Here is a 12,849-nt window from a genome sequence, read left to right on the forward strand (position 1 = left end):
GGTGGCGTCAGGCGACCGAGGTGGGGAGCCGTTCCCACACCCGGTGCGCGGCCATCAGCCGCTGCACCGCGGTCAGGGCTTCGACGCCGGAGCCCGCCGTGACGACGCCCGGAGTGCCACTCACCCCCGCCTGCTCCAGCACGGTGACGCCGGCGCCCCAGGCGCCGATCGTCTTGGCGTGCCGCCAGCACTCCTCGACGAGGAGCAGCACGCGGGGATCCACGGCCACCGCCTGCGGCCTACCCGCCTTGTCGTCGCGGGCCGGGGTGGCATCCGGTGCGGGTGCCGGCGCTCCGGCCAGCAGGACCGCGTCGAACTCGACCGACCGGCCGGTGGCGAAGGTCCGCTGCACCGGCATGCCGCCCACCATGCCGCCGTGTGGGGCGATCAGCAGCGGCACCATGCCGGCCTCGAACACGGCTGCGCGTACCAGCGTCGGACCACGTGATCCGGCCTTGAGTGAGTGGTCGGTGTCGCGGAGCCGAGCCCCCTGCGAGGTGGTGAGGAAGGCACCCTGCTGACCCTTGGCGGTCGTCGGCGCGCCGGTCTCCGCGCCGGTCGCGGTGCGGGTCTGCGGGGCACCCTGCTCCGTCTTCGGCGGCAACGGGTCGCGCGGCGTCGTCGGCTCCTCGACGGGTGGCGAGGCGCTGCCCGGCGCGCCGGGGACATCTGGCGTCAGGGCGTCGGCGATCTTGTCTGAGGCGGTCTTCACGGCGTTCTTGACCGCCTCGGCGGGCTTGCTGGCATCCACTGAACGAACCCCTCCATGGAGCGTCTACGAGCAGGCAGTGGAGTCCCTACCCCTGGTCAGAGGGCAAAACGCGGCCGATGCCCGCGTCCCGATCCCGGGTAGGGCGGACGCCGACCGGCGGGACTGGTGATTTCACCGATGCGTGGGCCGACGCAGCGGCCAAAACTGACGCACGTCGATATCCCTCGACTCTAGGGAGTGCCCGACGTGTCGTCACCAACCACCACCCGTCCCCGTTCCATGGCAGCCCGAGCCGCCCGGCTCGTGCTGGCCGCCACCCTGGTCGCCGGAGGCGTCCTGGCCGGTAGCTCCGGCGCCGCGCAGGCGGCGAGCCCGTACGAGAGGGGCCCCAACCCGACCACCGCGATCCTGGAGGCCAGTCGCGGCCCGTTCGCCACCGCCTCGCAGAACGTGTCCTCGCTGAGCGTCACCGGCTTCGGCGGTGGCGTCATCTACTACCCGACCAGCACCAGCGAGGGCACCTTCGGCGCCATCGCCATCTCGCCCGGCTACACCGCGGCCTGGTCCAGCATCAGCTGGCTCGGCCCCCGGATCGCCTCGCACGGCTTCGTGGTGATCGGCATCGAGACCAACAGCCGGCTGGACCAGCCGGACAGCCGTGGCCGTCAGCTCCTCGCCGCGCTCGACTACCTGGTCGAGCGCAGTTCGGTGCGTACCCGGATCGACGGCAGTCGGCTCGCGGTGGCTGGCCACTCGATGGGCGGCGGCGGCAGTCTGGAGGCGGCGTCGGCGCGGCCGTCGTTGCAGGCCGCGGTGCCGCTCGCACCGTGGAATTTGGACAAGAGCTGGTCCGAGCTTCAGGTGCCCACGCTGATCATCGGTGGCGAGAGCGACAGTGTCGCGCCGGTCTCGTCGCACTCGGAGCCGTTCTACAACAGCATCCCGGCCTCGGCGGAGAAGGCGTACCTGGAACTGAACGGAGCGAGCCACTTCTTCCCGCAGACGGTGAACACGCCGACGGCCCGGCAGATGGTGGCCTGGCTCAAGCGGTTCGTCGACGACGACACCCGCTACGAGCAGTTCCTCTGCCCGGGCCCGAGCGGCTCGCAGATCCAGGAGTACCGCAACACCTGCCCCAGTTCCTGACCGCGATCCCGGGGCGGTCGCCGCTGGCGGCCGCCCCGTCCGCCTGCCGATGGCGAGGTATTGAAGGTCTTGACGCGGTACCCGAGAAACGTACACTGCGAGTGTAAATAACACCCGCCACAACAGAGGGATGGGTGATGGAGCGCGGGCTCGCATTGCACCACATCGGCGTACGGTTCGGCGGCCTCACCGCCCTCGACGACGTCTCACTGCGGGTGTCACCCAACCGGGTGGTGGGCGTGATCGGGCCGAACGGCGCCGGTAAGACCACGTTGTTCAACGTGATCTGCGGCTTCGTCACGCCGGAGACGGGTTCGCTCACCCTCGACGACAGACCGTTGCGGCCCCGGCCGCACCGGCTGACCCGGCTCGGCATCGCCCGGACCCTGCAGGGGACCGGCCTCTTCGCCGGGCTCACGGTGCTGGAGAACGTGATGACCGGCGCCTCACACACCGCGCGGGCCGGCTTCGTGTCGGCGCTGCTCGGTCTGCCCAGCAGCGACCGCGACGAGCGGCGGCTGCGCCAGGACGCACTGGACATCCTGGACGATCTGGGGATCGCCAGGCACGCCGACGCCGCGCCGACCACGCTGCCCTTCGCCGTACGCCAGCGGGTCGCTCTGGCTCGCGCGCTCGCCGCCCGGCCTCGGCTGCTCCTGCTCGACGAGCCCGCTGGTGGCCTCGGCGCCGACGACATCACCGAGCTGGCGGAGCTGATCCGGCAGCTTCCCCAGCGGGACGCCGACCCCTGCGCGGTGCTGCTGGTGGAGCACCACATGGACCTGGTGATGGCGGTCTGCGACGAGATCGTGGTGCTCGACTTCGGCCGGGTGATCGCCGCCGGCACGCCGGACGAGATCCGCGACGACCCCGCCGTCACTGACGCCTATCTCGGGGCCGCCATCGACGAGGCCGCGGCATGAGCGCGACAACGAAGGGTGGTGCGGCGTGAGCGCGAGGAGTGAGCCGGGTTTGCGAGCCCCGCAGTCGCGAACGAAGGGTGGTGCGGCGTGAGCGGGCCGGACCTGCTGGTGGTGCGCGGGCTGGTGGCCGGTTACGGTGCCGCGCCCGTGCTGCAGGCCATCGACCTCACCGTCCCAGCCGGCACCATCGCCGCGGTCGTCGGCGCCAACGGTGCCGGCAAGACCACCCTGCTGCGCGCGCTCTCCGGCATGATCCGTCCGGCCGCCGGGCAGGTCCTCCTCGACGGAGAGGACCTGCGCGGCACACCGGTGGAGCAGCTCGTCCGGCGTGGCATGGCGCATGTGCCGGAGGGGCGGGGTGTGATCAACGAGCTCACCGTCGACGAGAACCTGCGGCTCGGCGGGCTGTGGCGGCGCGACCGGGCCGACGCCGGCCGTGCTCTCGACGAGGTCTACGAGCTCTTCGAGCCGCTGGCCCGACGGCGTCGGCACCTCGGCCACCAGCTCTCCGGTGGCGAGCGGCAGATGCTCGCGCTCGGCCGGGCGCTGGTCGGTCGACCCCGTCTGCTGCTGCTCGACGAGCCGTCGCTCGGGCTGGCGCCGCGAGTGGTCGCCCGGACCATGGCCCTGCTCCGCCAGTTGCGTGACCGTACCGGCCTGACCGTGCTGCTGGTCGAGCAGAACGTCCGCAGCGCACTCGCCGTGGCCGACCAGGGCGTGGTGATGGCGCTCGGCCAGGTGGTGATCGCCGCCCCGGCCGCCAAGTTGCGCGACGACGTCGACCTGCGACACGCCTACCTCGGTTTCTGACCACCACCTCGTCCCTCAGGAGGGAGGACTGTTGGACCGCTTCGTCTTCCTCACCATCGACGGCCTGTCCCGGGGTGCGGTGTACGCCGCGTTCGCGCTCGCCCTGGTGCTCATCTGGCGGGCGGCGCGGGTCGTCAACTTCGCCCAGGGGGCGATGGCCGTCGCCGCCGCCTACGTCGCCTACTCCGTGTCCGCGTCGACCGGCTCCTACTGGCTGGGTTTCCTGGTCGCGATCCTCGCCGGACTGTTGCTCGGCGCACTGGTGGACCGCGCCGTGATGCGCTTCGTCGACCACGCGTCGCCGCTCAACCCGGTGATCGTCGCGCTCGGGCTGGTCCTGCTGATCCAGGCCGTCCTGGGGATGGTGTACGGCAGCGAGTTCCGACCCGCCGACGCGCCGTTCAGCCGCTCCGCCCTCACCGTGGGTGGGGTCGCCGTGCTCTCGCCGTACGACCTGTTCGTCTTCGCGGCGATCGGGGCGGTGGTCGTTGGTCTGGCCTGGCTCTTCGCCCGGACCGCGGTCGGGTTGCGGATGCGCGCGGCGGCCTTCGCCCCCGAGATCTCCCGCCTGCTCGGCGTCAACGTCGGCGGCATGCTGACCCTCGGCTGGGCGCTCGCCTCCGGCGTGGGCGCGTTGGCCGCCATGCTGGTCATCCCCACCGAGCTCGGTCTGCATCCGCACGCGATGGACCTGGTCTTCGTCTCGGCGTTCACCGCGGCGGTGGTCGGCGGGCTGGACAGTCCACCAGGGGCGGTGGTCGGTGGTCTGGTGGTGGGGCTGCTGCTCTCCTACGTCAGCGGTTACGCCGGCAGTGACCTCACGCCGTTGGCGGTGCTGGTCCTGCTGCTGGCGGTGCTGCTGGTCCGCCCCGGCGGGCTGTTCGCTCCGGTCACGGCGAGGCGGGTGTGAGCGCCACTCAGGCGGCCCTGCCGCCACAGCAGAACCTGGCCGGCGCAGGCACTGGCGGCGGCGACCGTCCGGTCGACCGGCGGCGCGGCTCCACCCTGCTGCGCCACCTTGCCTTCGCGCTCGCCGCCGCGCTGCTGCTGCTCGGGGTCAGCTACGCCGTCGAGCCGTTCCGCAACTTCCAGCTCGCCACCGTGGCCGCCTACCTCTGCGCCACCGCCGGGTTGACGGTCCTCACCGGGCTCAACGGCCAGCTCTCGCTCGGGCACGGCGCGTTGATGGCCACCGGCGCGTACACCGTGGCTCTCTGCCAGAACGCGTTCGCCGACCGGGGGATGACCGGTGGCTGGCTGCTGCCGCTCTCGCTCGGCGCGGCGGTGCTCAGCACGGTCGCGGTCGGTGCGGTGGTCGGCGTCGCCGCGGCCCGGCTGCGTGGCCCCTACCTGGCCGGGGTGACCCTCGCCGTGGCTGTCGTCGTGCCGGCCCTGGCCGTCACCTTCGACGGCGTCTTCAACGGCGAGCAGGGGCTGTCGGTGCCGGTGGAACCGCCGCCGATGTCGCTCGGCCCGTACTTTCCCTACGAGCGGTGGCAGCTCTGGCTCGCCGGTGCGGCCACCCTGCTCGCCCTGCTGCTGCTGGCCAACCTGATCCGCAGCCGGTACGGGCGTACCTTCCGGGCGGTCCGCGACGACGAGGTGGCCGCGCGCCTCGCCGGTATCCACGTGGCCCGTACCCAGGTGCTCGCGTTCGTGGTCAGCGCCGCCACCGCCGGTCTCGGCGGCGCCCTGCTCGCGGTGCTCGCGCAGAGCGTGTCTCCGGGCGCGTTCTCGCTGACCCTGTCGCTCTTCCTCCTGATGGCCGTGGTGATCGGCGGTCTCGGTCGCCTCGCCGGCGCGCTGTGGGGGGCCGTCCTGCTGGTTGCCCTGCCCGATCTCACCCACTCCGCGACCGAGCTGCTCACCCTCTCGCCCGCGGTGGCGCAGCGGCTGGAGGGCAACCTCCCGCTGGCGATCTTCGGAGTCACCCTGATCGTCGTCATGATCGCCGCACCCGGCGGCGTGCAGGGTCTGCTGTCGCGTCTTGGCCGGGCGCTGTTGGCCCGGTGGTCGGCCCGGCGGTCCTGAGCTGTCCCTGTCCGGCCTCGGCCGGGCGCCCCACCACCACACCGTTCGATTGAGAACCGGACCGAGAAAGGTCGGTGTTTCCCATGCGCCGTACGGCACGACGCGGTCTCGCGATCGCCAGCACCATAGCCCTGTTGATCAGCGCCGCCGGTTGCAGCGGCGACGACGGTTCCGGTCCCGGCGGGGGATCGGTGCCGGGCGTCACCGACAGCGAGATCGTCGTCGGCACCCACATGCCGCTCACCGGGCCGGCCTCGGCGGGCTACTCCAAGATCGCCCCGGCGACGAAGGCGTACTTCGACTACGTCAACGCCAATGGCGGCGTGCACGGGCGGAAGATCACCTACAAGGTCATGGACGACGGCTACAACCCGGCGAACACGCAGCAGGTGGTCCGCCAGCTCGTCCTGCAGGACAAGGTCTTCGCCATCCTCAACGGCCTCGGTACGCCGACGCACACCGGCGTGCTCGACTTCCTCAAGAGCAACCGGGTGCCTGACCTCTTCGTCGCCTCCGGCAGCCGCAGCTGGGACCAGCCGGACAAGTATCCCGGCACGTTCGGGTTCAACCCGGACTACACGGTCGAGGGTAAGATCCTCGCCACCTACGCGAAGGCGAACCTGGCCGGCCAGAAGGTCTGCTTCCTGGGTCAGGACGACGACTTCGGCCGGGACAGCCTGCTCGGCGTGGAGAAGGTGCTCGGCGCCACGGCCGTGGCGGTCAAGCAGACGTACGTCACCAGCAACACCAACGTGGCGCCGCAGATCGGCGCGTTCAAGGCCGCCGGCTGCCAGGTCGTCGTGCTCGCCACCGTGCCCGGCTTCACCGCGCTCTCCATCGGCACCGCCGCGCGGCTGGGCTTCAAGCCGCAGTGGCTGGTGTCCAACGTCGGCTCCGATTACCCGACCCTGGCCAAGCAGCTCGGCGCCGCCGCCCCGCTGCTTGAGGGCGTGGTCGGCACCAACTACCTGCCGATGCAGAACGACACCGCGAATCCGTGGATCCAGCTCTTCACGAAGATCAACAAGGAGCACAACGGGGATGCGCCGTTCGACGGCAACACCGTCTACGGCATGTCGGTCGGCTACCTCTTCGTGCAGGTGCTGCTCGCCGCGGGCAAGGACCTCACCCGGGAGAAGGTGCTGGAGGCGGTGCAGAAGGGTGGCTTCCAGGGCCCCGGGCTGGCACCGCTGCGCTTCTCCGCCGATGACCACTCCGGCTACGGCGGGCAGCGGCTGGCCCGGGTGAGCGGGGGAGTGCAGAGCTACTTCGGGCCGACGTACGAGACCGACGAGGAGGACGGGCCGGTCAGCGAGTACAGCGCGGCGCCGGTGACACCACCGGCCAACGGGATACCGACCGTCTCCTGACGACACCCGGCCCCGGCAGTCGACCGGGCGTGGTCACGCGGCACATCGCCGTGCCCACGCCCGGTCGTACGGCTGCGCCCAGCCAGCCAACCCAGCGTAGTGACCGGCGACACGATCGTCCCTCCGGACGTTGACCGACACCGATCGCCGCTTCTACTATCTGCACTGTGAATGCAGATTCAGGCCGGCTTGTCGATCGGGTCGCCATCGTCACCGGTGCCAGTAGGGGAATCGGCCTGGCCATCGCCCAGCGGTTGGTGGCCGAGGGGGCGCGGGTAGGTTTGACCGCCCGACGTCCGGAGGCGCTGGCCGAGGCGGTCACCGCCCTGGGCGGGCCCGCGTACGCCGTGGCCGTACCCGGGAGGGCTGACGACGCCGAGCACCGGGCCGCCGCGGTTCGGGAGGTCATGGCGGCGTTCGGGCCGGTGGACCTCCTGGTCAACAACACCGGCATCAACCCGGTGCACGGCCCGCTGGTCGGGCTCGACCTGGGGGCGGCGCGCAAGATCTTCGACGTCAACCTGGTCGCCGCGCTCGGTTGGGTGCAGGAGGTCTGCGCCGCCGGCATGACCGACCGGGGTGGCTGTGTGGTCAACGTATCGTCGGTGGCCGGGCTCGGCCCGTCGCCCGGCATCGCCTTCTACGGGGTGAGCAAGGCCGCGCTCAACCACCTCACCGCCAGCCTCGCCGTGGAGCTGGGGCCGGCGGTCCGGGTCAACGCCGTCGCTCCCGGCGTGGTGAAGACCCGCTTCGCCGCCGCCCTCTACGAGGGTCGGGAGGACGAGGTCGCCGAGCGGTACCCGCTCGGGCGGCTCGGCCTGCCGCAGGACGTGGCGGGCACGGTCGCCTTTCTGGCCTCCGCCGACGCTGCCTGGATCACCGGACAGACCATCGTCTGCGACGGTGGCGTCACGTTGACCGGTCGAGCCGGATGACGGCGCCGGCGGTCGCCCGGGTGCCGCTGATCATCACCTGTCTAGACTCGGCGGTGCGTCGGGGGACGACATGGTGAAGGGGCGGGGGCGAATGGACGCGGTCGAGGTCCCGGTCCGGGTCGACGGGCGGACCGCCCGGGCCGAGCGCACTCGCGCGGCGATCGTCGAGGCGCACCTCGCGCTCATCTCCGAGGGTGACCTCCGGCCGACCGGCGAACGCATCGCCGAGCGAGCCGGCATCTCGTTGCGGACGCTCTGGACCAACTTCAAGGACATGGAGACCCTCTTCGAGGCGAGCGGGGCCGAGGTGCTCCGCCAGCAGGACGCCGCCTACCGGCCGATCTCGTCCGGGCTGCCGCTGGCGAAGCGAGTTGACGCGTACTGCCGGCAACGCGCCCGGCTGCTCCAGCTCATCGCGCCGTCGGCGCGGGCGGCCCAGATGCGCGAGCCGGTCTCCGACCAGTTGCACCGCAACCGGCTCAGGCACATCGACCGGGTCCGGGACGAGGTCGAGGAGCTCTTCGCCACCGAGTTGGTGCAGGCCGGGCGGGGGCGGGGGCAGTTGCTCAACGCGCTCGTGGCGGCGAGCATGTGGCCGGCCTGGTCGATGCTGTGCGACGGCCTGGGGTTGGGCGTGGATCAGGCCCGCGCGGTGATGGCCCGGACGGTGGGCGCCCTGCTGGCCGAGGCGCCGGCCGGCTGAGACCGGCTCGGTACGATATCGCCCACCTCTTTCCATTCGGTTACCGATAGGTGACACTGAATGCATGGTTACTGCATCAAGAGTGCAAATAACCGTGCTGCGCGGCCGGGACGACGAGTGCCGGGCTGTCCGGAACCTGCTCGACGGCGTGACCGACGGTGGTGGTGCTCTGCTGCTGCACGGCGAGCCGGGTTCGGGCCGGACCGCGCTGGTCGGCTACGCCCACCGGTACGCCGAGCGGTGCACCGTGCTCGCCGGGACCGGCCTGGCCGAGGAGGCCGCACTGCCGTACGCGGGCTTGCAGCGCCTGCTCGATCCGGTGCTCGATCGGGCCGCCGCCCTGCCGGAGCAGCAGCGGCACCTGCTGCGGCGGGCGCTGGCCGGAGAGGGCTGTCCGGCTGACCGCCAATTGGCGCTGTCGATGGCCGTGCTCGGGCTGCTCGCCGCCGCCGCCCGGGACCGCCCCCTGCTCGGCACCATGGACGACGTCGACCGGGGCGACCGGCAGACCACCCAGGTGCTGGCCGTCGTGGCCCGCCGGCTGCGGCACCTGCCGGTCGCCGTCCTGCTCACCGCGGACGTCACCGCGACGGTCGACGGGATCCCGGCGCACCGGCTCCGACCGCTGGACGAGCGCGAGAGCGTCGCCGTCCTCACCGACCGGCTGCCCGAGCGGCCCGCCGCGCCGGTCGCGGCCACGCTCGCCGCAGTCGGCGGCGGTAACCCGCAGGCCCTGGTGGACCTCGCCGGTGTGCTCAGTCCCGGGCAGTGGCGGGGGGAGGAGTCGCTGCCCACCGCACCGCCGGCCGAGGGTGCGTTGGGCCGCGCCTATCGGGCCAGGCTGGACCAATTGCCGGCGGACAGCCGGCGGATGCTGCTACTCGCCGCGCTCAACGAGGACGGACGGCCGGCCACCCTGATCCGGGCGGCGGAGGCCGCCGGGACCACCGTCGAGGCGCTCGCCCCGGCGGAGGTCGTCGGCCTGGTCCGTGTCGAGCCGACCGGCGTCACGTTCCCCCAGCCGCTGGCCCGCGCGATGGTCGCGGCCATCGCGCCGCTCGCGGAGCGCCGCGCGGCGCACCGGCTGCTTGCCGACGTGTTCGACGCAGAGGGGCAGCGGCTACGCTCGGCGATGCACCTCGCCGCCGCGACAGCGGGCACCGACCCAGCCCTGGCCACCGAGCTGGAACAGGCCGCGGCCGGTGGGGAGGGCGGCTGGGCCACCGCCTCGGCGGCGCTGTGCCGGGCCGCCGAGCTCAGCGACGAACCGGCCCGCGCCGCCGCCCGCCTGCTGGCCGCGGCCCGGTACGCCTGGGCGGCCGGCCAACCCGGTCAGGCCCGACTGCTGCTCGACCGCCTCCGCGCCGTTTGCGTGGACCCGGTCGTCAGTGGGCACGCCGACCTGCTCCGTGGCGAGCTGGAACTGCGGTGCGACGATGCCTCGGGTGCGTCGGTCACGTTGCTGGCCGCCGCCGGGGCGGTGGCCGGCACCGATCGCGCCCTGGCCCTGGCCGCGCTGGTGCGGGCCGGCGAGGCCGTCTGCTTCGCCGGTGACCAGTACCGGTACGCCGAGGTCGGGCGCCGGGTGCTGGCGTTGCGGCGCCCGAACGAGCCGCCGGGCATCGAGCTGAGGGCCTCCTTGGTCGCCGGGGTGGCCGCGACCCTGCGGGGCGACCACGAGCGGGCCGGCCCGGCGCTGCGTCGGGCCGTCGTGCTCGGTGGCCGGTTGACCGGGCCGGCACTGACCCCGACCGCGCTCACCTGCGCGGCAGCCGCCGGCCTGGTGGTGGCCGTGGACGGCGCGGCGCACCGGCTCGCCGAGCGCGCCGTCGGGTTGGCCCGGGACCGGGGCGAGTTGTCCATGCTGCCCCGGGCGCTGGAGCTGCGGGCCATCGCCGAGTACTGGTTGGGCCGGCATGAGGCGGCGGCCGAGACCTCCCGTGCCGGGCTGCGGGTCGCCCGCGCCACCGGGCAGGTCAACTGTGCCAACGTCCACCTGGGCATGCTCGCCGTGCTGGCCGCCATCCGCGCCGACCGGGCCACCAGCCTGCAACGGATCCGCGAGATCGGCGAGACGCCGACACCGGGCAGCCGGCCGCACGCGCTCGCCGGGTGGGCGCTGGCGGTTCTCGACCTGCTCGGCAGCCGACATGTCGAGGCCGCGGACCGACTGGCGTCGCTGGCCCGGCTCGGCACCGGCCGGGGGCAGGTCCTCGTCCAGGTGATGGCCACCCCGTACCTGGTGGAGGCGGCCGCCCATCTGGCGCACCGACCGGCGGCGACCGCCGCGCTCGCCGTCTTCGACCGTTGGGCCAGCAGCACCGCGAGCCCGTTGCGCCGGGCACTCTCCGCCCGGTGTCACGCCCTGCTCGCGCCACGGGGCAGCGCCGAGGCCGAGCGGGAGTTCCGGACCGCGCTGCGGTTGCACCCGATGGAGGCCGGCACGTTCGAGCGCGCCCGCACCGAGCTGCTCTTCGGTCAGGAGCTGCGCCGCAGCCGGCGCCCGCGCGACGCCCGCGGGCACCTGCACCAGGCCCGCGAGACGTTCACCCTGCTCGGGGCGAGTTGCTGGGCCGAGCAGGCCACCGCGGAGCTGCGCGCCGCCGGGGAGTCGGTCGGCCCGCCGGACCTACCCGCGGCACGGCTGCTGACCGGTCAGCAACTGCGGATCGCGCAACTGGTCGCCGAGGGGGCCACCAACCGGGAGATCGCCGCCCGGATGTTTCTCTCCACCCGCACGGTCGACCACCACCTGCGCAACGTGTTCCACCGGCTCGGCATCCGTTCCCGCACCGAGCTTGCCCGCGCGTTCGCCGCCGAGCGGCACGCCGGGCTGACCTCGGACCGGTGACCGGCGGTCGGTCGCTGTCCACGCTGGACGCGGAAAACTATCACCGCTAGTTTATCCGTCATGGAGCTCACCCTTTCCGCCGAGCAGGCGGCAGTCCGTCAGCTCGCCGCCGAGTTCGCCGACCGGGAGCTGATGCCGCACGCGGCGGCCTGGGATCGCCGCGAGTCGGTCGATCCGACCGTCGTTGGCATGCTCGGCGACCTGGGCTTTCTCGGGCTGACCATCGCCGAGTCCGACGGCGGTTCCGGGGGCGACCACCTCGCGTACTGCCTCGTCCTGGAAGAGCTCGGCCGGGGAGACTCGGCCGTGCGCGGCATCGTGTCGGTCTCACTCGGCCTGGTCGCGAAGTCGATCGCCGCGCACGGGTCGGTCGAGCAGCGGGCCGAGTGGCTACCCCGGCTCTGCTCCGGCGCCGTTCTCGGCTGCTTCGCGCTGACCGAACCGGACAGCGGCTCGGACGCGGCCGCCCTGCGGACCCGCGCGGTGCGCGACGGCACCGACTGGCTGCTCACCGGCACGAAGACGTTCATCACCAACGGCACCACCGCCGACGTGGCGCTGGTCTTCGCCCGCACCGGTGGCCCCGGGCACCGGAACATCACGGCGTTCCTGGTGCCGACCGCCAGCCCCGGGCTGACCCGGCGGGAGATCCACGGCAAGCTCGGCCTGCGCGGGCAGGCCACCGGGGAACTGCGCTTCGACGAGGTGCGGGTGCCCGACGCGGCCCGCCTCGGCGCGGAGGGCGCCGGGTTCCGCCTCGCGCTGGCCACCCTGGCCAAGGGCCGAATGTCGGTCGCCGCCGGTTGCGTCGGCATCGCCCAGGGTTGCCTCGACGCGGCGGTCGGCTACGCCGGGCAGCGGACCCAGTTCGGTAAGCCGATCGCCGGTCACCAGCTCGTCCAGCAACTGCTCGCCGGCATCGCGGTGGACACCAACGCGGCCCGGCTGCTGTTGTGGCAGGTGGCCGACCTGATCGACCGCGGCCAGCCGTTCGCCACCGAGGCGTCGATGGCCAAGCTCTTCGCGAGCGAGGCCGCCGTCCGGTCGGCCAACAACGCGGTCCAGGTCTTCGGGGGGTACGGCTACATCGACGAGTACCCCGTCGGCAAGTACCTGCGCGACGCCCGGGTCGCCACCCTCTACGAGGGCACCAGCCAGATCCAGCAGCTCCTGATCGGACGCGCGCTCACCGGCGTCAACGCCTTCTAGCCGCCCCCGGCGTGTCGCGTCGGGGTGGCCCGGACACGAAAGAGCGTGATGACTCTGCGGTATTTTTATGGGTCTTGTGTCGTGTTAGTGGGTGGTGGTGGGGGCTGGTGACGGCGCATGCCGTTGTTCCGTTGGAGTTTTCGACCTGCGAAAGTGCGA

General features: G+C 72.7%; 10 protein-coding genes and 1 pseudogene. 10 read left to right on the forward strand and 1 reads right to left on the reverse strand.

Translation table 11 applies throughout. The annotated features are described in order from the left end of the window. Nucleotides 1–7 precede the first annotated feature (7 nt). A pseudogene (locus ABZV00_RS34270) lies at nucleotides 8–430 on the reverse strand (catalase HPII); the annotation flags it as partial. A 561-nt stretch (nucleotides 431–991) separates the two neighbouring features. On the opposite strand from ABZV00_RS34270, the gene ABZV00_RS34275 reads away from it, so the two are divergent. The 10 genes from ABZV00_RS34275 to ABZV00_RS34320 all read left to right on the forward strand — a co-directional run bounded on the left by ABZV00_RS34275 (nucleotide 992) and on the right by ABZV00_RS34320 (nucleotide 12,690). After that, nucleotides 992–1,858 (forward strand): alpha/beta hydrolase, encoded by an 867-nt coding sequence (locus tag ABZV00_RS34275; RefSeq protein WP_355613921.1) that lies wholly within the window; start codon nucleotides 992–994, stop codon nucleotides 1,856–1,858. A gap of 137 nt (nucleotides 1,859–1,995) precedes the next feature. Further along, nucleotides 1,996–2,781 (forward strand): ATP-binding cassette domain-containing protein, encoded by a 786-nt coding sequence (locus ABZV00_RS34280; RefSeq protein ID WP_355613901.1) that lies wholly within the window; start codon nucleotides 1,996–1,998, stop codon nucleotides 2,779–2,781. 87 nt (nucleotides 2,782–2,868) lie between these two features. Further along, nucleotides 2,869–3,591, forward strand: a complete 723-nt coding sequence (locus ABZV00_RS34285; protein WP_355613903.1) for an ABC transporter ATP-binding protein — start codon at nucleotides 2,869–2,871, stop codon at nucleotides 3,589–3,591. A 31-nt stretch (nucleotides 3,592–3,622) separates the two neighbouring features. Beyond that, nucleotides 3,623–4,501: a branched-chain amino acid ABC transporter permease gene (locus ABZV00_RS34290; protein WP_355613905.1), complete on the forward strand. Its 879-nt coding sequence runs from the start codon at nucleotides 3,623–3,625 to the stop codon at nucleotides 4,499–4,501. Continuing rightward, nucleotides 4,498–5,622, forward strand: coding sequence for a branched-chain amino acid ABC transporter permease (locus ABZV00_RS34295; RefSeq protein ID WP_355613907.1), 1,125 nt, complete (start codon nucleotides 4,498–4,500; stop codon nucleotides 5,620–5,622). The genes ABZV00_RS34290 and ABZV00_RS34295 overlap by 4 nt, the downstream gene beginning before the upstream one ends. 83 nt (nucleotides 5,623–5,705) lie before the next feature. After that, nucleotides 5,706–6,992: an ABC transporter substrate-binding protein gene (locus ABZV00_RS34300; protein WP_355613910.1), complete on the forward strand. Its 1,287-nt coding sequence runs from the start codon at nucleotides 5,706–5,708 to the stop codon at nucleotides 6,990–6,992. A gap of 167 nt (nucleotides 6,993–7,159) precedes the next feature. Next, nucleotides 7,160–7,927: an SDR family oxidoreductase gene (locus tag ABZV00_RS34305; RefSeq protein ID WP_355613913.1), complete on the forward strand. Its 768-nt coding sequence runs from the start codon at nucleotides 7,160–7,162 to the stop codon at nucleotides 7,925–7,927. A gap of 91 nt (nucleotides 7,928–8,018) precedes the next feature. Then, nucleotides 8,019–8,630 carry a TetR/AcrR family transcriptional regulator gene (locus ABZV00_RS34310; protein WP_355613915.1) on the forward strand — a complete coding sequence of 204 codons (612 nt, stop codon included), beginning with the start codon at nucleotides 8,019–8,021 and terminating at the stop codon, nucleotides 8,628–8,630. Nucleotides 8,631–8,694: 64 nt separating this feature from the next. Further along, nucleotides 8,695–11,481 carry an AAA family ATPase gene (locus tag ABZV00_RS34315; protein ID WP_355613917.1) on the forward strand — a complete coding sequence of 929 codons (2,787 nt, stop codon included), beginning with the start codon at nucleotides 8,695–8,697 and terminating at the stop codon, nucleotides 11,479–11,481. Between the two features lie 60 nt (nucleotides 11,482–11,541). Further along, on the forward strand, nucleotides 11,542–12,690 hold the full coding sequence (locus tag ABZV00_RS34320; RefSeq protein ID WP_355613919.1) for an acyl-CoA dehydrogenase family protein: 1,149 nt from the start codon (nucleotides 11,542–11,544) through the stop codon (nucleotides 12,688–12,690). Nucleotides 12,691–12,849 lie beyond the last annotated feature (159 nt).

Source organism: Micromonospora sp. NPDC005173 (assembly GCF_040608515.1).
In the GTDB taxonomy this organism is placed as follows: domain Bacteria; phylum Actinomycetota; class Actinomycetes; order Mycobacteriales; family Micromonosporaceae; genus Micromonospora.